Source organism: Salinicola lusitanus (assembly GCF_003206045.1).
In the GTDB taxonomy this organism is placed as follows: domain Bacteria; phylum Pseudomonadota; class Gammaproteobacteria; order Pseudomonadales; family Halomonadaceae; genus Salinicola; species Salinicola lusitanus.
The window spans coordinates 42,380-67,989 of sequence record NZ_PZJM01000013.1; the positions used below are offsets into that span (position 1 = coordinate 42,380).

The window sequence follows — 25,610 nt, forward strand, 5'->3', positions numbered from 1 at the left end:
CCCCAGCCTCCAGTCCGATTCTCCAGAGCGTCCTGACGACATGGCCGGACAGATCTCCCAGCGCTTCATCGATGACCTGTTGGCGCGCACCGATATCGTCGATGTGATCTCCGAGCGAGTGCAGCTCAAGAAGAGTGGGCGCAATCACAGCGGCCTCTGCCCGTTTCACCAGGAAAATTCACCGTCTTTCACGGTCAGCCAGGACAAGCAGTTCTATCACTGTTTCGGGTGCAGCGCTCACGGCAACGCGCTGCGTTTCCTGATGGAGTTCGACAACCTGCGTTTTCCCGAAGCGGTCGAGCAGCTCGCGTCCCGCGCCGGGATGCAGGTCGAGCGGGAGGGTGGCGAGGACCCGGGCGCCCGTCAGCGTCAGCAGAAGCGTGAGGAAGGCGTCAACCTGCTGGAGCTGGCGGCCCGCTTCTTTCGTGAGCGGCTCGCCTTGGGGGGCGGGCGTCAAGCGCGGGAGTACCTCGAGCATCGGGGGCTGAGTCAGGAGATCATTCGGGACTTCGGCATTGGTTACGCCGAGGATGAATGGGAGTCGCTCAAGCGATATCTGCTCGAGCAGGGCATTGGCGAGGCAGTTCAGGTCGAGTACGGGCTGCTGGTGCACCGTGAAGAGACCGGGCGCACCTACGACCGGTTTCGCGATCGGGTGATGTTCCCGATCCGGGACTGGAAAGGGCGCACCATCGCTTTTGGCGGGCGAGTGCTCGGCGATGCCAAGCCCAAGTACCTCAACTCGCCGGAGACACCGGTCTTCCACAAGGGCCGCGAACTCTACGGGTTGTTCGAGGCGCGCCAGGCCAACCGGCAACTCGCGCGAGTGCTGGTGGTCGAGGGCTACATGGATGTGGTGGCGCTGGCGCAATTCGGCATTCGCAATGCGTGTGCCACCCTGGGCACGGCGCTGACCACCGATCACCTGCAGCGGCTGTTCCGGCTGGTGGACGAAGTGGTGTTCTGTTTCGACGGCGACAATGCCGGTCGCCAGGCGGCCCGTCGCTCGTTGCAGACGGCGTTGCCTTCGATGATCGACGGCCGTCAGGTCCGCTTCCTGTTCCTTCCGGAGGGGGAGGACCCCGACACGCTGGTGCGTCAGGAGGGTCAGGAGGCGTTCGAGAACCGCATCACCTGCGCCAGCCCGCTGTCGGAGTTCCTGTTCGAGCAGGCGGCGGAAGGGCGCGACCTGAAGCAGGTCGAGGGCCGTGAACGGTTCGTCACGGCCGTGCTGGAGATGCTCAAGCATCTCCCCGAGGGGGTTCTCAAGTCGTTGCTGGTGAAGGAGCTGTCGACGCGCAGCGGGATCGAGCAGTCGCAGTTCGCCGACTGGTTCGCCAGTCATGCCCCGCCGGCGCCACGTTCCGGCGCGACGGCGGATGCCGAAGGCTACGAGGCGTTGATGATGACGCCGGATGGCGACGTCGAAGCGGCTTCAGACCCGGGTTCGACGGTCGATAATGGGAATAATCGAGCAAGTCGGCGCGGGTTCCCGGCAACTCGCGCAGGAACTGCTACGCTTTCCCTGACCATTCCGGCTCGGATATTGCATCTGCTATTGCACGAGCCGGGGTTGGTCGACGGCTTGCCGGAATCGGTCGACTGGTGCCCCGCCGAGGTGCCCGACGGGCGGTTGTGTCGCGAGGTGGTGCAGTTGTTGCGTGCCGGGCGTTATCGCAGTCCTCAAGTGTTGCTGGCGCATTTTCACGGCAGCCCGGATGGGGAGCGGCTCGATCAACTGGTTCGTCGAGAGCTCGCCATCCCCCGTGACGTGCGAGCCAGCGAACTGGACAACTGGGTACGCCATCTGGAGCGCGAGAGCGCCAGATTGACGCCGGTCGAGGAGTACCAGCAACTGCTGGAGAAGAGTCGTCGGTCGGGGGCACTGAGTTCGGATGAGAAACAGCGGTTGCGGGAGTTGATCGGCAAGTTGGCCGAAAGGTCGTGAGTCGCGCGGGCTCGCCGATGGCGGCCTAGGTCGATCGGGGCATCGCGGACGAATTGAAATAAAGATCGAGACTGTCGGCAGGGAAGCGTGAAGTGGTCGATCGGTGAGGTTGTCAGCCGGTAAACCGGTTGGAGAGGTTGAATTGGCGACGATCGCCACCAGATAGGTAACCAAACACACTAGCACACCTGGTAGACAAGGTAATAGAAGCTGGCAGCAAAAAGCGGGGGCGCGCTATACTAGCCGGCTTTTGGGGCGTCGCGCTGTCACCCCAGGTGCTTCATTCTTCTTCGTCGAGTAGGGTTTCTATGGCTGGAAATGCACAGCAGTCACGTTTGAAGGAGTTGATCGCACGCGGCAAGGAGCAGGGCTTCCTGACCTACGCCGAAGTGAATGATCATCTCCCCGAAGATATCGCTGATCCCGATCAGGTGGAAGACATTATCTCCATGATCAATGACATGGGGATTAATGTCGTCGAGGAGGCACCTGACGAAGACACGCTGATGATGTCCGACGATTCCACCGACGAGTCGGCGGCGGAAGAGGCCGTGGCGGCGTTGGCAGCGGTCGAGAGCGATGTCGGACGTACCACCGACCCGGTGCGCATGTACATGCGCGAGATGGGAACGGTGGAGCTGCTGACCCGCGAAGGCGAAATCGAGATCGCCAAGCGCATCGAGGAAGGCCTGCGCGAGGTGATGTCGTCGCTGGCCTATCTGCCCGGGGCGGTGGACTCCATCCTCAGTGCCTATGATCAGACCCAGGACGAGGAAGCGCCGGGACGCCTATCGGACTTGTTCTCCGGTTTCATCGATCCCGACGAAGGTATCCCCGGCGTTGCCGAGGTCGAGATGCCCGAAGAAGTCGAAGCCGATATCAGCGGCGACGACGATGAAGAAGACGACGAAGACAGCGAAGAAGACGACAACTCCAGCGAAGGCGGTCCCGACCCCGAGGAAGCGCGGGTGCGCTTCGAGCAGATTCGCGAGCAGAACGAATCCGCCAAGGCGGCCATCGAGAAGCACGGGCGGGGCTCCAGCGAAGCCAACGCCGAGCAGGCGCGCCTGGCCGAACTGTTCTCGCCGATCAAGCTCTCGCCCAAGCACTTCGAGCGGCTGGTCGGTCAGGTCCGGATCAGCGTCGACCAGGTTCGTGGTCAGGAAAAGGCGATCATGCAGGTGTTCGTCAAGCAGGGCAAAGTGCCGCGCAAGACCTTCATCAGCTCTTTCCTGGGTAACGAGGCCTCAGGCAGCTGGTTCGATGAGTTTCTCGCCAAGCACGGCAAGTATGCCGAACGCCTCGAGCCTTTCCGTGGCGACGTGCAGCGGGCGCAGCGCAAGATCAGCTTCGAGCAGGAGATGGTGCTGCTCAGCGTAGGCCAGCTGAAAGAGGTCAATCGGCGCCTTTCCATCGGCGAAGCCAAGGCGCGTCGAGCCAAGAAGGAGATGGTCGAGGCCAACCTTCGCCTGGTTATCTCGATTGCCAAGAAGTACACCAACCGCGGCCTGCAGTTCCTGGACCTGATCCAGGAGGGCAACATCGGTCTGATGAAGGCGGTGGACAAGTTCGAGTATCGTCGCGGCTACAAGTTCTCGACCTATGCCACTTGGTGGATTCGCCAGGCGATCACCCGCTCGATCGCCGACCAGGCGCGCACCATCCGTATTCCGGTGCACATGATCGAGACGATCAACAAGCTCAACCGCGTGTCGCGCCAGATGCTGCAGGAGATGGGCCGCGAACCGACTCCGGAAGAGCTGGGCGAGCGCCTCGAGATGCCGGAAGACAAGGTTCGCAAGGTGCTCAAGATCGCCAAGGAACCGATCTCCATGGAGACGCCGATCGGCGACGACGAGGATTCGCATCTCGGCGACTTCATCGAGGACAGCACCATGGTGCTGCCGATCGACTCCGCTACCGGCGAAGGTCTGATCGAAGCCACCCGCAACGTGCTGGGCGGCCTGACCGCGCGGGAAGCCAAGGTGCTGCGCATGCGCTTCGGCATCGACATGAATACCGACCACACCCTCGAGGAGGTCGGCAAGCAGTTCGATGTCACCCGCGAGCGAATTCGCCAGATCGAAGCCAAGGCGCTGCGCAAGCTGCGTCACCCGTCGCGCTCCGAGCCGCTGCGCTCGTTCCTCGACGAGTAAGCGCGAAGCCCTGTCGCAAGGCCCTGTCGCGGGCACGAACGACGAGCCCCGCCAACCGAGAGGTTGGCGGGGCTTTGTTTTTGCCGACGCTCGGTTTTGACAACGCTGCAGATGGCCTCTTATCAGAAATGAGCCACCTCGTGACGCCTTTCAAGCTAGCGCTGGGCGCTCGGGCGACGCGCCGGGGCTTGCGACATGGATGTCGCAAGAGGCGCATTGGGCAGGGTGCCCTTTTGCGCCGACCCGAGCGTGGCGATCGAGTGATCAGGGTTTCGCGAGCTTGTGGCGTCAAAAAAGGGGAGCGCGAGGGCCCTCCCTCGCATTAACTTGCGCGAGGGAGATAAAGTCCCGACAGTGGATGTTTCTTCTCTCGACAATGAGTTGGCGAAATCATTGTGTGTGGAGTGAGTATTACCAAGCCCACGCGGATGCAATGGGCGAGGTCGCCGCGCCAATACCGACTACTCCTCGTCCTGGGATAGCCTCGCCGCACGACTCGCCTGCAGCGTACGCGTCATCAGCGCGCGCAGGGCAGCCGGGCGCACCGGCTTGAGCAGAATCTGGTAGCCGCCCCGCTTGATCTCCTCGGCAACTTCTTCGGTGCGGTCGGCGGTGATGACGATACCCGGCACGGCTTGCTCGCAGAGCTCTTCCAGCGCTTCCAGCGCCATCATGCCGGTGACTTCGTTGTCGAGATGGTAGTCCGCCAGGATCGCATCCGGGTCGCCGCCCATGTTGCGGATCGCCGACTTGGCGCCGCCGATGGAGGTGGCGGTGTAGACCTCGCACTCCCAGCCTTCGAGCATCGCCTTCATGCCCTCGAGGATCAGGCGTTCGTTGTCGATACAGAGGATGCGAGTGCCCACCAGCTTGTTGCTGGCACGCCTGCCGGGCGCCTTCTCCTCCGGAGCGGCGGCGCCTCGTCGTCCGGCCACCAGCGGCACGGAGACCGAAAAGACGGTGCCCATGCCGACTCGGGAGCGGACCAGGATCGGATGATCCAGCACCCGGCTCATGCGTTCGGCGATCGACAGACCAAGCCCCAGCCCACGTTCGCTCTCCTTGTGACGGGAGGCCTGATCGAGACGGCGGAACTCCTGGAAGATCTCGCTCAGCTTTGACTCCGGGATCCCGGGTCCGGTGTCCCAGACCTCGATCGTTATGCGCTCGGCGTGGCGCCGGCAGCCCAGCAGGACGCGGCCTTGCTGGGTGTAACGCAGGGCGTTGGAAAGAAAATTCTGGACGATGCGGCGCAGCATCTGGGCGTCGCTGTCGACCCACAGGCTGGTGGAGACCATGTCGAGATCGAGGCCGCGATCGTCCGCCATGACCTCGAATTCGGCACGCAACGGCCTCAGGATGTCGGCCAGCGGGAACTGGCTGCGACGCGGGGTGAGTGCGCCGGCATCGAGCTTGGAGATGTCGAGCAGCGTGCCCAGCAGCTCCTCGGCAGCCTGCAGGGAGTTGTCGATGTGGCCAATGGTTCGGCTGTGGTCGGGTTGATCGATCTGCTGTCCGAGCGCCGAGGTGAACAGCCGAGCGGCGTTCAGCGGCTGCAGCAGGTCGTGGCTGGCGGCGGCGAGGAAGCGTGTCTTGGAGGCGTTGGCATCCTCGGCGGTCTGCTTGGCCTGGCGCAGCGCCTGTTCGGCCTCGGCGCGGACCCGGTTCTCCTGACGTAGCGCCGCGTTGGCTTCGGACAGCGCCTGGGTACGCTCGCGCACGCGCTCCTCCAGGTTCTCGTTGGTCTCGCGCAGGGCTATCTCGGCCAGTCGGCGCTCGGTGATGTCCTGGTAGAGGGCGAAAAAGCCCAGAATGCGTCCGCCCTCGCCGAAATGAGGCGTGTAGGTCACCAGCATGTAGCGGACGCCGCCGTCACCGTCGTCGAGCGATATCTCGAAAGTGACCCGCTCCCCGCCCAGGGCGCGTTTCATCCACGGCGTGCGCTGCCGTGCCGTCTGGGCCGGCAGCACGTTGTCCGCTCGCTCCCCGATCACGGCGTTGCGGTCGATCCCCATGGCCGCTTCGTAGGCGCGGTTGGTGAAGAGGTAGCGGCACTCCTTGTCGAAGTAGGCGATCAATGCCGGCACGTTGTCGGTATAGATACGGATGTTGCTCTCCGAGCGGATCAGCGCCTCCTCGGTGCGCTTCTGCTGGGTGATGTCCTGGTAGGTATAGACGAACCCGCCCCCCGGCATCGGGTTGCCCAGTACTTCCAGCACCGAACCGTCGGGGCGGTAGCGCTCGTAGCGGTGGGGCTGGCCGCTTCTGATGTTCTCGATCAGCTGCTCGACATGCTCCTCCGGATCGCCGGGGCCGTACTCGCCGTTGTGGGCGTTGTAGCGGAACACCTTCTCCATCGGCGTGCCGACGCGGATCAGGTTGTCGGGGAAGCGGAAGATCTCCAGATAGCGCTGATTCCACACCACCAGGTTGAGGTTCTGGTCGACCACCCCGATACCCTGGTTGATGTTCTCGATGGTCGCCTGGAGCAGGGCGCGGTTGAACTCCAGCACCTGGGACGCCTCGTCGACGATCGAGATGACGTCGGAGATGCCGATGCCGCGGCCCTGGAGCGCCGAATTGACCACGATTCGCGATGACGAGGCGCCTAGGACCGACGCCAGCAGGCGCTCGGTGAACTGAATGACGTCGATCGAGGCGCGGGTGTTGTTGTCCATTGGCTTGGCGTTGCGCCGGGCGTAGTCCTCGAAGGCCCGCTCGACCTGCGACTTGCCCAGGAACCGTTCGCACAGCACCTTGAGATCGCCCATGGTGGTCGCCCCGGTCCAGGGGCGATTGACCGTGGTCTGGCGGGTCTCGATGCTGTCGACGAACAGCGAAGCCTGGATGCGCTCGACCACCCGCTGGGGCGTCAGCTGCGAGATGAAGATGTAGAAGAACAGGTTGAAGCCCAGCGACAGCATGGCACCGTGGGCGAAACTGTCGGTGACGTTGAGCCCGAACAGGTGTAGCGGCGAGAGCCACTCCACGCCCAGCGGCCCGCCCACCAGCCACGCTTCCGGCAGCAGCCCGGCCTGGATCAGCGCCGGCATCAGCAGGGCATAGGCCCAGATGGCGAAACCGACATTGAGCCCGGTCACCACGCCCAGGCGATTGCCGCGCTTCCAGTAGAGCCCGCCCAGCACCGCGGGAGCGAACTGCGCTATGGCGGCAAGGGAGAGCAGGCCGGTGGCGGCCAGCGAGCTGTATTCGGCGACCAGCTGGTAGAAGAGATAGGCCAGGGCGAGAATGACGACGATGGTGAGGCGTCGAGCGCGCAGCACCAGACGGCCGTAGTCGCGCGGCTTCTTCTCGAACCAGCGTAGCCGGAACAGCGCCGGCAGCAGGATCTCGTTGGAGATCATGATCGCGTTGGAGACGACCGCCATGATCACCATGCCGGTCGCCGCCGAGAGGCCGCCGACGAAGGTCATCATCGCCAGCCACGGTTGGTCGGCGACGATCGGCAGGGCGAGCACATAGCTGTCCGGAGCCAGGTTCTCGCCGGCGAACAGCGAGAGCCCCGCCGCAGCCAGCGGCAGGACGAAGAAGCCGATGGCGATCAGGTAGATCGGAAAGAGCCAGCGCGCCCGCTTGGCATCGTCGGTATGGGTGTTCTCGACCACGGTGATATGGAACTGGCGAGGCAGGCAGAAGACCGCCAGCATCGCCAGCAATGTCTGGGTCCAGAAGCTGGTGTCGAAATTCTGCTCGGTCAACTGCTGCTGCAGTTTCAGGTAGGTGTCGGCGCGCGTCAGCAGCTCGCCGAGCCCGTCGAACATGCCCCAGGTGACGTAGGCACCCAGGACCAGGAAGACCAGCAGCTTGACCACCGATTCGAAGGCGATGGCCTGGATCAGCCCTTCGTGGTGCTCGGTGGCGTTGGTGTCCCGGGTCCCGAAGAGAATCGCGAACGCCGCCATGAAGATGGTGATGTAGAAGGCGGTGTCGTCGACGATCGGTGCCTTCACCGCGTGGCCGTCGCTGGTCATGACCCGGAACGCGGTGGAGACCGCCTTCAGTTGCAGCGCGATGTACGGCAGGGTGCCGATCAGCGCGATCAGGCTGGCGAACGCCGCCAGCGACTGCGACTTGCCGTAGCGGGACGCGATGAAGTCGGCGATCGAGGTGACGTTCTGGCGCTTGGCGACGCGGATCATCTTGGTGATGACCGGCCAGAACAGCAGGAAGGCAAGCACCGGGCCGACGAAGATGCTGGCGAACGACCAGCCGGAAGTCGCGGCCTGGCCGACGCTGCCGTAAAAGGTCCAGGAGGTGCAGTAGACGGCCAGCGCCAGACTGTAGACGATCGGCCGGCGGCTGGCAGGGCCATGACGCCTGGCATGGCGATCCCCTCGCCAGGCAATCGCGAACAGCGTGGCCACGTAGAGCAGCGCCACGATGATCAACAACCCGCCTTCAAACATGAACTCTCTCCCTTGACCTGAAGCCATCCTCGAGCCAGTTCGGCTCAGTGGGTCGCCGCGACCCGGTGCGGCCCGACAGTGGTGCCGCGTGTTGCATCAACCCTTGGAGCATACCGTCTCGAGTTGCGAGTCGTCGTCCGAGAGATGACGCAGACGATCGATGTCGGGCCGGCGATTATCGCCGACGAGCGGAACGCGCTCGCGGGTGCTGCAGTTGACCAGGTACGCCTGGTGGGTCAGCACGTCGCGATACTGCATTTCGAAACGATAGAGGACGAACTCGACGAGGCGCTCGCCGTCGGCTTGCGAGGTCACCAGCTTGTCACGATCCACCACGCTGAACGCCGTGGTCAGCGGATAGAGATAGGTCCACGGGCGCCACGGCATCCGGCTCTTCTCGGTCGACACCACGGCCGCCGACTGGGGCAACTGCTCGCGCTTGGCTTCATACCAGCCGTACTCGTAGCTGATCTGGTAGGCCAGCAGGCCCAGCCCCGCACACGCGGGAATGATCCAGCGAGGCAGCCTTCCGCCGCTGAGAGAACGCAACAACAGCGCTACGCCGGCGGCGCCCAGGCCGGCCGAGGCTGCCGCGACCAAATGCCATATCATGGTGATTCCTTGCGCAAAGAATCGGGCTTCCCGCTGGGAAGCCCGATTCGATTGAAACCCGTCAGCCTGCTTGGTCAGGACGGCATTGTCGCCTAGTGATCGATCGCGACACCAGCCCCCTTGGGATAGCGCACGCTTTCCACCAGATCCTGAATCTCCTGGGGTGGCTCCTCGGTGAAGCTGGAGACCAGGTAGGCCACCACGAAGTTGAGGATCGCGCCGACGGCGCCGATCGATAGCGGCGAGATGCCCAGCACCCAGTTGGCCTCGACGTCGGCCAGGTTGTTGGTGTCGGGAATGAAGAACCAGCCCTTGTAGACGAAGATGTAGACCAGGGTGAAGACCAGCCCCGAGAGCATCCCGGCGATCGCCCCCTTGTTGTTGATCCGCTTGGAGAAGATCCCCATCATCAGCGCCGGGAACAGCGAGGCGGCGGCGATACCGAAGGCCAGTGCCACGACCTGGGCGGCGAATCCGGGAGGATTGACGCCGAGATAGGTCGCCACCACGATCGCCACGGACATCGAGATGCGCGCCGCCCGCAGTTCGCCTTTTTCGGTGATCTTCGGGTTGATCGCCCCCTTGATCAGGTCATGACTGATCGCCGAGGAGATCGCCAGCAGCAGGCCTGCCGCGGTTGACAGCGCTGCCGCCAGGCCCCCCGCCGCGATCAGGCCGACCACCCAGCCGGGCAGGTTCGCGATTTCAGGGTTGGCCAGTACCAGGATGTCGTTGCTGACCTCGAGTTCATTGCCCTGCCAGCCGCGGTCGGAGAAGTCGGCGGCATTGTTGTAGAGCTGGATCCTGCCGTCGTTGTTCTTGTCGTCGAAGGTGATCAGCCCGGTCTCCTCCCAGGTGCGAATCCAGTCGGGACGATCTGCATAGGCGATGGGATTGGCGGCGGCATCCTCGTAGTTCTGGACCTGGGCGGCCATGTCCGGGTAGATGGTGGTCACCAGGTTGAGCCGGGCCATCGAGGCCACGGCCGGCGCCGTCAGGTAGAGCAGGCCGATGAACACCAGTGCCCAGCCGGCGGACCAGCGTGCGTCGGCGACCTTGGGCACGGTGAAGAAGCGCATGATGACGTGCGGCAGCCCCGCGGTACCGATCATCAGCGATAGCGTGAACAGCACCATGTTCAGCTTGTTGTCGACCATCGCCGTGTATTCGTTGAAGCCCAGCGCCGTCACGACCTCGTTGAGCTTGGACAGCAGCGGCTCGCCGGAGGCGCTGTGATCGGAGAACAGACCGAGCGGCGGGATCGGGTTGTCGGTCAGCTCCAGCGAGATGAACACTGCCGGGATGGTATAGGCGACGATCAGCACGATGTACTGAGCCACCTGGGTATAGGTGATGCCCTTCATGCCCCCGAGGACCGAGTAGAAGAACACGACGATGGCGGCGATGATGAGGCCGGTGGTCGCATCGACCTCCAGAAAGCGCGAGAAGGCCACCCCGGCGCCGGCCATCTGACCGATGACGTAGGTGAGCGAGGCGACGATCAAGCAGACCACCGCTACCATGCGTGCCGGCTTGCTGTAAAAGCGATCGCCGATGAACTCGGGAACGGTGAACTTGCCGAACTTGCGCAGATAGGGGGCCAGCAGCAGGGCCAGCAGGACATAGCCACCGGTCCAGCCCATCAGAAAGGTGGAGGCGCCGTAGCCTGCCGAGGCGATGATACCCGCCATGGAAATGAACGAGGCGGCGGACATCCAGTCGGCACCGATCGCCATGCCGTTGGTGATCGGGTGAACGCCGCCGCCAGCGACATAGAAGTCCCTGGTCGAACCGGCCTTGGCCCAGATCGCAATGCCGATGTAGATAGCAAAGGAGCCGCCGACAAAGAGAACGTTGATCGCGAATTGGCTCATGCCGACTTACTCCCCGAGACCGAATTTTTTGTCCAGCCGATTCATCTTCCAGGCATAGAAGAAGATCAAGCCGATGAAGACCAGAATGGATCCCTGCTGGGCGAACCAGAAGCCCAGGTCGGTGCCGCCGACGGAGATGCCGGCCAGCAAGGGGCGTAGCAGGATCGCGCAGCCGTAGGAGACCAGTGCCCAGACGATCAGGCAGCCGGTTATCAGGCGAAGATTCGCCTTCCAATAGGCAGCAGCTTTGGATTTGTCATCTGCCATATCATCGTTCTCCGCATCGTTAAGGGGGGGAGGTGGCTCTTCGTTTATGTGTATTCGGCAAGACAATCGCTCGTCCACAAGCCACATTTATTCTGAGTGATTCACAGGTGCATGAATCCTGCGCTGGGAGAATAGTCCGGTCGGCGCTTTTCGATCACAGTTGATGTAGCGACTAAAGTTGCACTTTATTTGAGTTATTGGTCTTGTGGCGAGATGGGTTGTCGGCATGTGATTCTCTGAATCACTTGATATCAACATTGATTAATGAAAACAAGATGTTGATTACCCTACCTTAGTATCGGGGCGCAGTAGTAATGGCCATGTACTGTTAGCCGGTTAAATATGAGCAAGGGTGGCGCGGAGACGACTCAGGAGATGTCCGGCATTCTGCAACGAAAGTCTGTGTGTCCAGGATAATAATGGTGTCGAATTCGGGTGGAAATTATCGGTCGAGGGAAGTCGTCTTCATCCATTTGCGTATTGCAATACCGAACCCTGATGATCTCTTTCTGAGCGGGACTGGGGCCAAAAGTCAGTCGCTAGTTGAAGGTGGCGGGAATAGAATTCTACAACAGTGAATTGATAGTTGCCGTTCTCCTGGCGTCGGGCTTGCTACGCCTTTTTCAGGGGGAAACTGACTTGGCCAAGATGGCGATAGCGCGAGCGGCCCGTGACGAGGCATCCCGGCCCGACCGGCAGAGCCTGAAGTCGTGTCGTGATCGCCACTCGAATCATTTACCGCAGCGCAGCCGGCCGGGGTACGGCGGCGTTGGGGCGGGGGTCGCCTGATGGTCGACATCGATCTTTCCCAATTGCCTTTTACGCTGCTCGACGACCGCGGGCGCGAACGGGTAGCGCGTGGCGCCGATATGGCTTACTTCGACAGCGACGAGGTCGTGCTCGAAGCCGGTCAGCCCGGCGAGTTCGTCTTCATCATCCACAAGGGCGAGGTTGCCGAGTTCGATCCACACGCGCCGGCCAGCCATTCGCGCATCGCCCACTACACGGCAGGCGACCTGTTCGGCGCCATCAGCATCCTCAACGGCACCAGTCGCTATCGCTTCAAGGCGGAGCAGGAGAGCCTCTGCTACGTGATACCCAAGGCGCTGTTCGAGCGCCTCTGCGACGATTACCCGGCTTTCGCCGACTTCTTCCACCATGGGCTGGTGCAGAAGACCCGGCTGCTGGCCGAGCGTCGCATCGAGAGTGGCGCGAACATGGCAGGGTTCATGCTCGCGCGAATCAGCGAATGCATGCGGGCGCCGGTGATCGTCGATGCCGTCACTACCATTGCCGCGGCGGTCGCCCGGCTCAACGAGAGCCACGCGGATAGTCTGCTGGTAGGCGAGGGCTGCCGATTCGGCGTGGTGACCAAAACCGACTTGCTCAATGCGTTGGTGATGGAAGGCGCGACCCAGGCGCGCCCGGTCGTCACCATCGCACACTTCGAGCTGGTCTCCGCCGGTCCCGATCAGTACTTGTTCGACGCGCTGGTACAGATGACTCGGCATCGGGTGGCCCGGGTGGTGGTGGTCGAGCAGGGTCGTCCGGTCGGCGTGGTCGAGCTGACCGACCTGCTCAGCTATTTCTCGAGCCACTCCTACATGGTCGGACTCGAGCTCGAGCAGGCCGACACCGTCGAGAAACTGGCTCGCGTCAGCGCGAAACTGCCGGGTCTGGTCCAGACGCTGATGGCCCAGGGGATCAAGCTCCGCTTCGTCATGGACCTGCTGGCGGCGCTCAACGGGCGCATCGTCGAGAAGGCCTTCAAGTTCCTCACCCAGCCGCACCATCGTGCCCGGAGCTGCCTGATGGTGATGGGCAGTGAAGGCCGTGGCGAACAGATCCTCAAGACCGATCAGGACAATGCCCTGATCGTCGCCGACGGCATGGATTGGCCGGACTGCGCCGCCGTCATGCAGCGCGTCACCGAAACGCTCTGCGCGTTGGGTTATCCGCCGTGTCCGGGCAACATCATGGTGTCCAATCCGGCCTGGGTGAACAGTGAAAGCGGGTGGCGAACGGCGATCACGCGCTGGGCCGAACGTCGCGACGGCACCTCGTTGATGAACCTCGCCATCATGCTGGACGCTCACGGCGTGGCCGGCGACACTCGCTTGCTGGAGCGTCTGCGCAGACATCTCTTCGACAGCTGTGCCCGCGATGAGCTGCTGCTGTCGCACTTTGCCCGCGCGGCGCTGCACTTCTCCGCGCCGTTGACCCTGTTCGGTTCGCTCAGGAAGCCTCGGCATGGTATCGACATCAAGAAGGGCGGCATTTTCCCGATCGTGCACGGGGTCCGTACCTTGGCGCTGGAGTGCCGCATCACCGCGACATCGACCCTGGCCCGACTGGAGGCGCTTGCCGGCCAGGGGCGGCTGGAAGCGGATTTCGCCGCGGATCTGGGCGAGGCGCTGGCGCTGTTCATCGAACTCCGCCTCAAACGGCAACTGGCGCAACTCGACGGTCGGCAGAGCAGCGACGAACCCGATCTGATCATGGTTCAGAACCTCTCCTCGCTGGAGCGCGATCTGCTGCGCGAGGCGCTGCATATCGTCAAGGACTTCCAGCAGCGTCTGACGCACCGTTTCCATCTCGAGTACTGACGAGGAGTGCGATGATACGTTCGCTACGCCGTGCCGCCGATCGGCGCCGCCAGGCCGATGGCCGCTACGGCAGGCTGTTCGGCGCCTACGCCGGCGACGAGATGGTGTCCATCGACTGCGAGACCACCGGTCTCGACACCCGGCGCGCCGAGCTGATCTCGATCGCTGCGGTGGCCTTCGAGGGCGAGCGGGTGCTGACCAGCGGGGCGCTGGATCTACGCCTCCGGCCACCAGCCACCCTGAGCGGCGATTCCATCAAGGTCCATCGCTTGCGCGGTGTCGACCTGGATGATGGCGAGGCGCTGGGCGAAGCGCTGGAGAAGTTCCTGGACTTCGTCGGCAACCGTCCGCTGCTGGGTTGGTGTATCGATTACGACCTGGCCGTGATCGATCGCCAGTTGCGGCCGCTGTTCGGCTTCGGCCTGCCCAACCCCAGCCTCGACATGGCACGGATATATCGGCGCGAGATGCATCGGACGCAGCCGCAACGGGAGCCGGTGGTGAGTTTCGAGGCGGCCGCCGAGGCTCTCGGGGTGCCGGTGATGGGCCGTCATACCGCCCTTGGCGATGCGGTGACCACAGCCCTGATGTACATCCGTCTGAAGCAGGGTGCCCTGGTGGCGCGCTAGAGACCTGTCAGGCCATGGCATCGCAAGTCGCCGGGCGCGGTGATAGCATGAGCACGCCTTCATATCCCTGTGTGTCATTCGACCCATGCAAGCATCTACCGGTACCCAGAAATACGAGTTCAACAAGCTGCAGAAGCGGCTGCGTCGCCAGGTCGGCAATGCGATCATCGACTACGGGATGATCCATGACGGCGACAAGGTGATGGTCTGCCTGTCCGGCGGCAAGGACTCCTACACCATGCTGGAGATTCTGATGAATCTGCAGCGCAACGCGCCGGTCGACTTCGAACTGGTGGCGGTCAATCTCGATCAGAAACAGCCCGGCTTCCCCGAGCACGTGCTGCCCGAGTATCTCGATGCCAAGGGGGTGGGTTACCACATCCTGGAGCGTGACACCTACTCGGTGGTCAAGGAGAAGACACCCGAAGGCAAGACCACCTGCGCGCTCTGCTCGCGCCTTCGCCGTGGTTCGCTCTACGGTTTCGCCGAGGAGATCGGTGCGACCAAGGTGGCGCTGGGCCATCACCGCGAGGACATCCTCGAGACTCTGTTTCTCAACATGTTCTTCGGTGGTTCGCTCAAGTCGATGCCGCCCAAGCTGCTGTCGGACGATGGTAAGAACATCGTCATCCGACCGCTGGCGTACTGTCGCGAAGCCGATATCGCCGAGTTCTCGCGCCAGATGGCGTTTCCGATCATCCCCTGCAACCTGTGCGGTTCCCAGCCCAACCTGCAGCGTCAGGTGGTCAAGGAGATGCTGGCGGAGTGGGAGGCCAAGCACCCCGGGCGCCTGGAAACCATGTTCAAGGCGGTGACCAACGTCGCGCCCTCGCAGCTCGCCGATCGCAACCTGTTCGATTTCGAGGGCCTGGAAGCCAAGCAGCGCCAGATGCAGGAGACGCGGATCGACACGTTCGACCTGCTCGCTCGCGAAGCCTGAGCGATTGCGGATTGTCGAAGGCCCGCCGGGGAGAGTTTCCGGCGGGCCTTCGGCGTTGTGGCAGACGTTTTGAGAGCCGGATTTATCCCAGCGGGCCGCCCAGTATCGTCTTGCTCATTCCCGCCATGATGTGACTGCCGTCCTCGGCTGCCAGTTCGGCGTACCACGCCCGTGTGGCGTCAGGGTCGGCGCCATGGGTGGTTTCGGCGCGCTTGCGGGCTCGGCTGACGATCTCCCCGACTCGTTCGACCCGGGCGCCGTCGTAGGCCTTCAATGCCTTCGCCACATCGCCGTCGGCATCATCCAGCGCCCGCGCCAGCACCCAGGCATCCTCCATCGCCTGGCAGCCGCCCTGGCCCAGGTCCGGGGCCATGCCGTGGGCCGCATCGCCCAGAATCGCCGCGCGTTCGCCGACGACCGTCTCGAGCGGTTCGATGTCGTGAATTTCGACGCGGGCCATGGCCGCGGGGTCGAAACGCGCGATCAACTTCTGTACCGGCTCCGCCCAGCCGGCGAAGTGGCGTGCCAGTTCGTCGCGGTAACGCATCGGGTCGTTCGGTGTGTCGATCGGCAGGGGCACGTCGAAGAAGCAGTAGAACTCCGGGGTAGCGGGGTCGCCGCTCATCGGCATCATCGAGACGCGCTGGTGGTCACCGACGTACTGGACCCAGCTCTCGAGCGGGGCCAGGTCCGGCGTGGCCGCCACGCGGACGTTCCAGTTGACGTAGCCGCAGTAGCGCCGCTCGACAGGCCTGCCGAGGGCGCGTTCGCGCAGCGCCGAGTGGGTGCCGTCGGCGATCACGATCAGGTCCGCCTGGCGGGTCGAGCCGTCGGCGAATTCGGCGGTGACGCCGCTGCCGGTGGTCCGGAAGTCGGTACATGCCAGCCCTAGGGTGACGTTGTCCTCGCCGACGGCGTCCAGAAGCAGCTGCTGGAGGGTCGCCCGGGCGATGGGGCAGGCGCGCTGGCCGACCTGGTCATAGAGCGGCTGCAGGCTGAACCGCGTCAGCGGGGCGCCGTCCTTGCCGTGATACGCCATGGCATCCATGCGGCCGCTGGCCTGCTCGATGGCGTCGCCCACGCCCAGGGCCTTGAGCACCTTGACGCCATTGGACCAGACCGAGATGGCGGCACCTACCGGGCGCAGTTCGGAGACCCGGTCGACCACCTCGACCCGGTGTCCTGATTCCTGTAGGGCCAGCGCCGCGGTGAGTCCGCCCATGCCGGCGCCGATGACGAGAACGTTGAGCGTCATGGTTTATCCTGGTTGTTGTCGTTGGTTCGATAAAATCTGACCGATCGATCAGGTTTATCATCCTACGCATAAATCCCGCCCGCTGGGAATGCTGGCAGTGTCGTCGTGCCATCAGCCAGGGTAGCGTATTGATTGTTCCGACAAGCCAACAGGGGGCGATACGGTGACAGTGCCGATGCAGGAGACCCAGGATGGCGACAGGCTGCGCGAAGCGCTGGCGGCCGGCGATGGCTCGCGCCACGAGACTGCCTCGGGAGGATTCATCGTGGAGGGACGAGCGCCGACGCCCGCGCGCCTCGTCCTCTGTCACGGGGCGGGCGCGGGCCACGATTCCGAGTTCCTGGTGCGGCTGCGCCGGCGACTGGCCGCGCTCGGCCTCCAGGTGGTGGCGGTGGAGTTCGATTACATGACTGCCATGGGTCGGAGTGGCAGACGGCGCCCTCCACCCAGGATCGAGACGCTGGTGGACGAACTCGCCGAGTGGCGTCGGGTGCTGACGGAACTGGACGCGGCAACGCCGCTGTGGTTCGGCGGCAAGTCGATGGGCGGCCGGGTCGCTAGCCTGCTGGCTACCCGGATCGGCCTGGCGGGGCTGGTCCTGTTCGGATACCCGTTCCATCCTCCCGGCAAGCCGGCCCGGTTGCGACTCGAGCACTGGCCGCAGATCGCCTGCCCCGTGCTGCTATTCCAGGGGACCCGCGATCCGTTCGGGCGGCGTGACGAGGTCGAGGGGTATCGGCTGTCGGGACAGGTCGAGTGTCACTTCATGGAAGGTGGAGACCATGACTGGCAGGTGCCCAAACGTGCTGCGCACACGCAGTCGATGCTGATCGACGAAGCTGTCGGCCACGTGGTTCGGAGGCTCGGCGCAAGTGGATGATCCGGATGGAGAAAAGCGGGGTGAAAAGCTGTTGACTTTCAACCGGTCACAGGTAGAATGCAGCGCCACGTGACCACGGGTGGTTAGCTCAGCTGGGAGAGCACCAGCCTTACAAGCTGGGGGTCACAGGTTCGAACCCTGTACCACCCACCATCATGGTTTCATGATGCTCGGGTATCACGTGTTGCAAGTCGCAGTAGCGGGAAAAGCGTTGGAATATGCGGACCGGTAGTTCAGTCGGTTAGAATGCCGGCCTGTCACGCCGGAGGTCGCGAGTTCGAGTCTCGTCCGGTCCGCCATTTCAGCATTTTTCTCACGCCGTCAAGGTATGCGATGTTGCAGGTGGGGCAGTTCGCTAGTTGCGTAGTTCGTATCGGGGTCCGTGTTTCGGCATGAATTCTCGATGCACAGAGTGGACCGGTAGTTCAGTCGGTTAGAATGCCGGCCTGTCACGCCGGAGGTCGCGAGTTCGAGTCTCGTCCGGTCCGCCACGCTTCGCACTGGTTGTATTTGTAGTATTGAGTCGTTTGATGTTTGGGTGGTTAGCTCAGTTGGTTAGAGCACCAGCTTCACATGCTGGGGGTCACAGGTTCGAGTCCCGTACCACCCACCATAGCGGACCGGTAGTTCAGTTGGTTAGAATGCCGGCCTGTCACGCCGGAGGTCGCGAGTTCGAGTCTCGTCCGGTCCGCCATATCGACGTCTTCTGCTGCACTCGATACGTTTCACGCCTCGCTGTATGGCGCTGCCGCGATGATCGCGGTTCCCCGCGCTCGAACTTCTGAAGTTCTTTCTTCTCTCTCGTATCTCATGCCATGGTTTCGCCCCGTCTGGCGGCCGAATCATCACCTCTTCTTGTCTTTAAGCACCCCTATCCCCGTGCTCCCTATCACCCATGCGGTGCTACCGCTTTGGTGGAATGGCTCTCGTTGCGGTTTTCGTTACACTGACCCTCATACGCGCGTTTGAAACCGCTGCCGGCGGTGTGCGCCTCGACATGAGTGGATCCGATTCGTGACGCGTTTTCCCAATCTCTTTCGTCCTTTGCAAGTTGGCTCGCTGACGCTGCGCAACCGCGTGGTGATGGGGTCGATGCATACCAACCTGGAAGAAGCACCGAACGGCTTCGATCGTCTGGCGGCGTTCTACGCGGAACGGGCGCGTCATGGGGTGGGGTTGATCGTCACCGGTGGCATTGCGCCCAACCCTGAAGGGGCGGTCTTCCAAGGCGCCGCCAAGCTCACCGACGAAGCCGAGGCCGAGCAGCACCGCCCGGTGGTGGAAGCCGTCCATGCACGCGGCGCGCATATCTGTCTGCAGATTCTGCACGCGGGTCGCTACGCCTACTCTCCGGATCTGGTAGCGCCTTCGGCGATTGCCGCGCCGATCAACCGCTTTACGCCACGCGCGCTGAGTGACAGCGAGATCGAGCGGCAGATCGATGACTTCGCGCGCTGTGCCGAGCTGGCGCAGCGCGCGGGATACGACGGCGTCGAGATCATGGGGTCGGAGGGATATCTGATCAATCAGTTCCTGTGTCGCCGGACCAACCACCGCGACGACGCCTGGGGCGGCGATAGCCAGCGCCGGCAGCGCTTCGCCACCGAGATCGTGCGTCGCGTTCGTGACGCGTGTGGCCCGGATTTCCTGCTGATCTTTCGGCTGTCGATGATCGATCTGGTGGAGGAGGGCAGTACCGGCGACGAGGTCGTGGCGCTGGCGCTGGCGATCGAGCGTGCCGGTGCGGATGTGATCAACAGCGGTATCGGCTGGCATGAAGCGCGGGTGCCGACCATCGTCACCAGCGTGCCGCGCGCCGCTTTCGTTCCGGTCAGCCGGGCGGTGCGCGAAGCGATCTCGATACCGTTGATCGCGACCAATCGTATCAATATGCCGGCGATCGCTGAGGCGGTACTGGCCGAGGGGCACGCCGACCTGGTCTCCATGGCGCGTCCTTTTCTCGCCGATCCGGCCTGGATGGCCAAGGCCGAGCAGGATCGAGTCGAGGAGATCAATACCTGCATCGCCTGCAATCAGGCCTGCCTCGACCACACTTTCCAGGGCAAGCTGACTTCCTGTCTGGTCAATCCGCGCGCCTGTCATGAAACGGAGCTGACGCTACCGCCGACCGATGCCCCCAAGCGCATCGCCGTGGTGGGGGCTGGTCCGGCGGGCCTGGCCGCAGCCACCGCCTGCGCCGAGCGTGGCCATCGGGTGACGCTTTTCGAACGCGATCCGCAGATTGGCGGTCAGTTCCGGTTGGCGCAGCGCATACCCGGGAAGGAGGAGTTCGCCGAGACGCTGCGCTATTTCTCGACGCGGCTCGGGCTGCTCGGCGTGGAGCTGCGCCTCAACGTGGATGCCGATGTCCAGCAGTTGCGGGAGTTCGACGAGGTCGTCATCGCCACCGGCGTCAGGCCCCGCGAACTCGAACTGGAGGGCAGCGATCACCCCTGCGTCATCTCCTACCCCATGGCGATCCTGCACCCGGAGCGCGTCGGGCGTCGCGTCGCCATCATCGGTGCCGGCGGCATAGGTTTCGATGTCGCTGAACTGTTGGCGCATGCCGAGCAGCCGGCGCTCGATGTCGAGCGTTGGTGCGACGAGTGGGGCGTCGACTTGACGGTTGAGCACGCCGGCGGCTTGAAGCCGCGGCTGAAGCCCACGGTGCCGCGACAGATCACGCTGCTGCAGCGCAAGACCGGCAAGCCGGGCGCAGGGCTCGGGGTGACTACCGGCTGGGTCCACCGGGCCGCGCTTCGGGCTCGGCGTGTCGAGACGCTGTCGGGCTGCGTCTATCGACGCATTGATAGTGACGGTCTGCACCTTGATGTCGAGGGGGAGTCCAGGCGACTGGCGGTCGACAGCATCGTGATCTGCGCCGGGCAGGAGTCGCAGCAGGCGCTCTATGAGGCGCTGGTCGTAACCGGGGCGCGAGTTCATCGTATCGGCGGCGCCGATCTGGCGGCGGAACTCGATGCCAAGCGGGCCATCGACCAGGGGGTGCGGCTGGCGGCGACCCTGTGAGCGCGTGCCGGATTTGCGTTGAGTCAGCGTGAGAGGGAAGGGCTCCCGCGCTGCCGATAGTCAGGAGCAGATGTTAGACTCGGGTGTTCACCAGTGAGCGCGAGCCGGGCGACGGCGACCCCGTCGCCGACTGGGTCGCGCTTCTTGTTATTCAGGCCGCCGTGGAATCGACCGCCATGCCTGACCCTCAGAAAACGCGGACTCCGCACGCCGTGACCGGCCCGAGCCGCTTTTCTCGATGGAGGGATCGTACAAGGACCCCCAGATGACATCCGACTGTAACCCTCGCTATCTGGCGAGCGACAACACCTCCGGCATCTGCCCGGAAGCGCTTGATTACCTGATTCGGGCCAATGCCAGCGACGATCTCGCCTACGGCAACGATGCCTGGACTCACCGTGCCGCGGATCGCTTCCGCGAACTCTTCGACTACGACTGTGACGTCTTCTTCGTCTTCAACGGTACTGCCGCCAACTCGCTTTCGCTGGCGGCGCTGGGCCAGAGTTACCACAGCGTGATCTGCCACGAACTGGCCCATATCGAGACCGACGAGTGCGGTGGGCCGGAGTTTTTCTCCAACGGCTCCAAGTTGCTGACCAGCCCGGGTGAGAACGGCAAGCTGACGCCGGAGGGCATCGAGCGCCTGGTGGTCAAGCGCAACGATATCCACTACCCCAAGCCGCGGGTGGTCTCGATCACTCAGGCCACCGAAGTGGGGACGGTCTATTCCCGCGAGGAGCTGCTGGCGATTCGCACCGTGGCGGACAAGTACGATCTGCGCGTGCACATGGACGGGGCGCGTTTCGCCAACGCCTGCAGTGCGCTGGATGCCTCCCCGGCCGAGCTGACCTGGCAGGCCGGCGTCGACGTACTCTGCTTTTCCGGCACCAAGAACGGCCTGCCGATGGGCGAGGCGATTCTGTTCTTCAACAAGGAACTGGCCGAGGATTTCGCCTATCGCTGCAAGCAGGCGGGGCAGCTGGCTTCCAAGATGCGCTTCATCGCCGCGCCCTGGCTGGGCCTGCTGGAATCCGGTGCCTGGCGGCGCAATGCCGATCACGCCAACGCCATGGCACGCTATCTCGCCGACGGCCTGGCATCGCTTCCCGGCGCGTCGCTGATGTTCCCGACCCAGGCCAACAGCGTCTTCGTGAGTCTGCCGGAGCCGGTCATCTCCCAGTTGCGCGCCCAGGGCTGGACGTTCTACACCTTCATCGGCGCCGGCGGGGCGCGTTTCGTCTGCTCCTGGAACACGACCTCGGAGCTGCTCGACCAGCTGTTGGCCGATGCCCGCGCCGCCTTCGAGGTGCCCTGAGAGGCACCGGCGCCCGACCCCCTCGGGCGCCGGCCGGGCCTCGTCATCCGCGCGATGATTCGCGAGCGAATTTGTCCCGGATTTTCTATGAGTTACCGATACCTGCGTGAATCGACGCATTTTGTCGATGCAAATTCCCCGTGCATCGAAACCGGATCGTGGTAGCGTGTTCTAAAGCGTGTATTCCGACGCTGCGTTGAAAAGACTCGCAAAAAGAGTCTTCCCGACGCTTCGTGCATCTGTCTATGCTGATAGTCAGCTAGCCCGGCTGGCAGGGCGTTCGCCCTGAGCGGTTGGGGGTCACGACCAGGAGGCTTCCATGAGCATCTTCGATCACGTGCAGAGCCGTTACGAGCAGGTTCAACAGGAAGAGATGAGCCTGCAGGAATATCTAGAGCTGTGCCGGAAGGATCCCCGTGTCTACGCCAATGCCGCCGAGCGAATGCTGAACGCCATCGGGGAGCCCGAGACCATCGATACGGCCAAGGACTCCCGCCTGTCGCGTATCTTCTCCAACAAGGTCATTCGCCGCTATCCCGCCTTCGCCGAGTTCTACGGCATGGAAGAGGCGATCGAGCAGATCGTCGCCTACTTCCGCCATGCCGCCCAGGGGCTCGAGGAGCGCAAGCAGATTCTCTACCTGCTGGGCCCGGTTGGCGGCGGCAAGTCATCGCTGGCCGAGCGCCTGAAGCTGCTGATGGAGCGTGTCCCGTTCTACGCGATCAAGGATTCGCCGGTCTACGAGTCGCCCCTCGGGCTGTTCTCGCCGGAAGAGGATGGTGAGCTGCTCGAGAAGGAGTACAGCATCCCCCAGCGTCACCTGCGCGGGCCGATGTCGCCCTGGGCGGCGAAGCGACTCAAGGAGTACGGTGGCGACCTGTCGCGGTTCCGGGTGGTGCGTCTGCATCCTTCCCGCCTCAACCAGATCGCGGTCTCCAAGACCGAACCCGGCGACGAGAACAACCAGGACATCTCATCGCTGGTGGGCAAGGTCGACATCCGCCAGCTGGAGCTCTACTCCCAGGACGACCCGGACGCCTACAGCTTCTCCGGCGGCCTGTGCAAGGCCAACCAGGGGCTGATGGAGTTCGTCGAGATGTTCAAGGCGCCGATCAAGGTGCTGCATCCGCTGCTGACGGCCACCCAGGAAGGCAACTACAACCCCACCGAAGGCATGGGCGCGATTCCCTTCGACGGCATCATCATGGCCCACTCCAACGAGAGCGAGTGGCAGCAGTTCCGCAACAACCGCAACAACGAGGCGTTCCTCGACCGCGTCTACATCGTCAAGGTGCCTTACTGCCTGCGCGTGTCAGAGGAGATCAAGATCTACCAGAAGCTGCTCGAGCACTCCTCACTGGACGAGGCGCCCTGCGCGCCGGACACCTTGCGCATGCTGGCGCAGTTCTCGGTACTTTCGCGACTCAAGGAGCCGGAGAATTCGAGCATCTATTCCAAGATGCGCGTCTACGACGGCGAGAACCTGAAGGATACCGATCCCAAGGCCAAGTCGATCCAGGAGTATCGTGACGCCGCCGGCGTCGACGAGGGCATGAATGGGCTCTCCACGCGGTTCGCGTTCAAGATTCTCTCCAAGGTGTTCAACTTCGACGCTCACGAGATCGCCGCCAATCCGGTGCATCTGCTCTACGTGCTGGAGCAGGCGCTGGAGCGCGAGCAGTTGCCGAAGGAGACCCACGAGCGCTACCTGCGCTTCATCAAGGAGTATCTGGCGCCGCGCTACGTCGATTTCATCGGCAAGGAGATCCAGACCGCCTACCTCGAGTCCTACACCGAGTACGGTCAGAACATCTTCGACCGCTACGTGACCTATGCCGATTTCTGGATCCAGGACCAGGAGTACCGCGATCCCGAGACCGGCGAGCTGTTCGACCGGCAGTCGCTCAACGAGGACCTCGAGAAGATCGAGAAGCCGGCCGGCATCTCCAATCCCAAGGATTTCCGCCATGAGGTGGTCAACTTCGTGCTGCGGGCGCGGGCGCACAACAACGGCATGAACCCCAGCTGGCAGTCGTACGAGAAACTCCGCGGGGTGATCGAGCACAAGATGTTCGCCAACACCGAGGAGCTGCTGCCGGTGATCTCGTTCAACGCCAAGGCGTCGGCCTCCGACCAGCGCAAGCACGAGGATTTCGTCGATCGCATGGTGCAGCGCGGTTACACCGAGAAGCAGGTGCGGCTGCTGTCGGAGTGGTATCTGCGGGTGCGCAAGTCGCACTGAACGATCGTGAGTCGATGTCAGCGGCGCGGGATCGCGGGTCGGATTCCGTGCCTTGGGGCAGGGGCCATAGGCGGGCGGCCGCTGTCGCAGTCAGTCTGCGGGAGGTGCCATGAGCTACTTCATCGATCGACGCCCCAATGCGCGCAACAAGAGTGCCGTGAATCGTCAGCGGTTCCTGCAGCGCTATCGCTCCCACATCAAGCGGGCCGTGGAAGAGTCGGTGAATCGGCGCTCGATCACCGACATGGAGCGTGGCGAGAAAGTCTCCATCCCCGCCAAGGATATTTCCGAACCTTCGTTTCAGCACGGCCCGGGCGGTCGGCGGACGGTCGTGAGTCCCGGCAACAGGGAGTTCGCCGAGGGCGATCGGCTGAGGCGACCCAGCGGTGGCGGTGGGCAGGGTAGCGGCGAGGGTCAGGCAGGCAATCAGGGCGAGGGCGTGGATGAGTTCGTGTTCTCGCTCTCCCGGGAGGAGTTTCTCGATTTCGTCTTCGATGGCCTGGAGCTGCCGCATCTCGAGCGCAAGCAGTTGCAGGTATTGGAAGAAACGCGACCGGTGCGCGCGGGGATCTCCAAGGAGGGAGTGCCGGCACGGATCAATATCGTGCGCTCGATGCGCGAGGCCCAGGCCCGGCGGATCGGCATGCGGGCGCCGCTGAAGCGTGCCCTGCGCGAGGCCCAGGAAGCGCTCGAAGCCGAGGAGCGCAAGGACCCGGTGCTGCGTAACCCGGCGCGTGTCAGCGAGCTGAAATCGGAGATCGAACGACTGGAAAAGCGGATCGAGGCGATCCCGTTCCTGGATACCTACGACCTGCGCTACAACCATCTCACCCATCAGCCGATGCCATCGAACCAGGCGGTGATGTTCTGCATCATGGATGTCTCGGGGTCGATGACTCAGGCGCACAAGGACATCGGCAAACGCTTCTTCCTGCTGCTCTATCTATTCCTGGAGCGCAATTACGAGAAGGTCGAGCTGGTGTTCGTGCGTCACCATACCGTGGCCAAGGAGGTCGACGAGGAGGAGTTCTTCTATTCCCGGGAGACCGGCGGCACCATCGTTTCCAGTGCATTGACCCTGGTCGACAGCATCATCGAGGCGCGCTACGCGCCGGAGCAGTGGAATCTCTACGTGGCGCAGGCCAGCGATGGCGACAACTGGGACGACGACTCGTCTACCTGTCTCGAGTTGCTCGACGAGTCACTGATGCGCAAGTTGCAGTATTTCACCTACGTGGAGATCACGCCTCACGCCCACCAGGCGCTGTGGGAAGCCTACGATTCGGTCAGGGCGGCCTATCCCGAGCGCTTCGCCATGCAGCAGATCGTCCAGGCGGAAGATATCTACCCGGTTTTCCGTGAGCTCTTCCGCCAGCGGGCGAAGGGGTGAGCGCAGAGGCCTGGTGACGTAACGCAGCGAGGAGATAGAGAG

15 protein-coding genes and 5 tRNA genes are annotated in these 25,610 nt (G+C 63.3%); 15 read left to right on the plus strand and 5 right to left on the minus strand.

Going from position 1 to position 25,610, the window contains the following annotated elements; translation table 11 throughout:
• Positions 1-40: 40 nt before the first annotated feature.
• On the plus strand, positions 41-1,948 hold the full coding sequence (dnaG, locus tag DOM45_RS17130) for a DNA primase (RefSeq protein ID WP_110602490.1): 1,908 nt from the start codon (positions 41-43) through the stop codon (positions 1,946-1,948).
• Between the two features lie 308 nt (positions 1,949-2,256).
• On the plus strand, positions 2,257-4,104 hold the full coding sequence (gene rpoD, locus DOM45_RS17135) for an RNA polymerase sigma factor RpoD (protein WP_110602491.1): 1,848 nt from the start codon (positions 2,257-2,259) through the stop codon (positions 4,102-4,104).
• A gap of 461 nt (positions 4,105-4,565) precedes the next feature.
• Here rpoD and DOM45_RS17140 read toward each other — a convergent pair whose 3' ends face one another.
• The 4 genes from DOM45_RS17140 to DOM45_RS17155 all read right to left on the minus strand — a co-directional run bounded on the left by DOM45_RS17140 (position 4,566) and on the right by DOM45_RS17155 (position 11,284).
• Positions 4,566-8,531 carry a NahK/ErcS family hybrid sensor histidine kinase/response regulator gene (locus tag DOM45_RS17140; RefSeq protein WP_110602493.1) on the minus strand — a complete coding sequence of 1,322 codons (3,966 nt, stop codon included), beginning with the start codon at positions 8,529-8,531 and terminating at the stop codon, positions 4,566-4,568.
• A gap of 96 nt (positions 8,532-8,627) precedes the next feature.
• Positions 8,628-9,143: a hypothetical protein gene (locus tag DOM45_RS17145; protein ID WP_110602494.1), complete on the minus strand. Its 516-nt coding sequence runs from the start codon at positions 9,141-9,143 to the stop codon at positions 8,628-8,630.
• Positions 9,144-9,235: 92 nt separating this feature from the next.
• Positions 9,236-11,017, minus strand: coding sequence for a sodium:solute symporter family protein (locus DOM45_RS17150; RefSeq protein ID WP_110602496.1), 1,782 nt, complete (start codon positions 11,015-11,017; stop codon positions 9,236-9,238).
• A 6-nt stretch (positions 11,018-11,023) separates the two neighbouring features.
• The gene (locus tag DOM45_RS17155) at positions 11,024-11,284 is read right to left on the minus strand and encodes a DUF4212 domain-containing protein (RefSeq protein WP_110602498.1); all 261 of its coding nucleotides are present in this window, start codon (positions 11,282-11,284) and stop codon (positions 11,024-11,026) included.
• Positions 11,285-12,072: 788 nt separating this feature from the next.
• Between DOM45_RS17155 and DOM45_RS17160 the strand changes: the two genes are divergently transcribed.
• The 3 genes from DOM45_RS17160 (at position 12,073) to ttcA (ending at position 15,459) form a co-directional block, all read left to right on the plus strand.
• Positions 12,073-13,890 (plus strand): putative nucleotidyltransferase substrate binding domain-containing protein, encoded by a 1,818-nt coding sequence (locus DOM45_RS17160; RefSeq protein WP_110602500.1) that lies wholly within the window; start codon positions 12,073-12,075, stop codon positions 13,888-13,890.
• An 11-nt stretch (positions 13,891-13,901) separates the two neighbouring features.
• Positions 13,902-14,519: a 3'-5' exonuclease gene (locus DOM45_RS17165; protein ID WP_110602502.1), complete on the plus strand. Its 618-nt coding sequence runs from the start codon at positions 13,902-13,904 to the stop codon at positions 14,517-14,519.
• Between the two features lie 85 nt (positions 14,520-14,604).
• Positions 14,605-15,459 (plus strand): tRNA 2-thiocytidine(32) synthetase TtcA, encoded by an 855-nt coding sequence (gene ttcA, locus DOM45_RS17170; protein WP_110602503.1) that lies wholly within the window; start codon positions 14,605-14,607, stop codon positions 15,457-15,459.
• An 82-nt stretch (positions 15,460-15,541) separates the two neighbouring features.
• Here ttcA and hpxO read toward each other — a convergent pair whose 3' ends face one another.
• A complete protein-coding gene (gene hpxO, locus DOM45_RS17175; RefSeq protein ID WP_110602505.1) occupies positions 15,542-16,714 on the minus strand; it encodes an FAD-dependent urate hydroxylase HpxO in 1,173 nt (390 codons plus the stop codon).
• Between the two features lie 163 nt (positions 16,715-16,877).
• Between hpxO and DOM45_RS17180 the strand changes: the two genes are divergently transcribed.
• The 10 genes from DOM45_RS17180 (at position 16,878) to DOM45_RS17225 (ending at position 25,568) form a co-directional block, all read left to right on the plus strand.
• Entirely contained in the window at positions 16,878-17,594 is a 717-nt protein-coding gene (locus tag DOM45_RS17180; protein WP_240612444.1) for an alpha/beta family hydrolase, read from the plus strand.
• Positions 17,595-17,671: 77 nt separating this feature from the next.
• Positions 17,672-17,747: transfer RNA gene (locus DOM45_RS17185), tRNA-Val, on the plus strand.
• A 69-nt stretch (positions 17,748-17,816) separates the two neighbouring features.
• Positions 17,817-17,893 (plus strand) — tRNA-Asp (locus DOM45_RS17190).
• Between the two features lie 115 nt (positions 17,894-18,008).
• A tRNA-Asp gene (locus tag DOM45_RS17195) sits at positions 18,009-18,085 on the plus strand.
• Positions 18,086-18,130: 45 nt separating this feature from the next.
• Positions 18,131-18,207 (plus strand) — tRNA-Val (locus tag DOM45_RS17200).
• Between the two features lie 4 nt (positions 18,208-18,211).
• Positions 18,212-18,288 (plus strand) — tRNA-Asp (locus DOM45_RS17205).
• 320 nt (positions 18,289-18,608) lie between these two features.
• The gene (locus DOM45_RS17210) at positions 18,609-20,621 is read left to right on the plus strand and encodes an NADPH-dependent 2,4-dienoyl-CoA reductase (RefSeq protein ID WP_110602510.1); all 2,013 of its coding nucleotides are present in this window, start codon (positions 18,609-18,611) and stop codon (positions 20,619-20,621) included.
• Between the two features lie 265 nt (positions 20,622-20,886).
• The gene (locus tag DOM45_RS17215; RefSeq protein ID WP_110602511.1) at positions 20,887-21,936 is read left to right on the plus strand and encodes a threonine aldolase family protein; all 1,050 of its coding nucleotides are present in this window, start codon (positions 20,887-20,889) and stop codon (positions 21,934-21,936) included.
• Between the two features lie 319 nt (positions 21,937-22,255).
• Positions 22,256-24,178 carry a PrkA family serine protein kinase gene (locus tag DOM45_RS17220; protein WP_110602513.1) on the plus strand — a complete coding sequence of 641 codons (1,923 nt, stop codon included), beginning with the start codon at positions 22,256-22,258 and terminating at the stop codon, positions 24,176-24,178.
• A gap of 109 nt (positions 24,179-24,287) precedes the next feature.
• Complete coding sequence (locus DOM45_RS17225; protein ID WP_110602515.1) at positions 24,288-25,568, plus strand: YeaH/YhbH family protein; 1,281 nt, start codon at positions 24,288-24,290, stop codon at positions 25,566-25,568.
• The last annotated feature ends 42 nt before the right edge of the window (positions 25,569-25,610 follow it).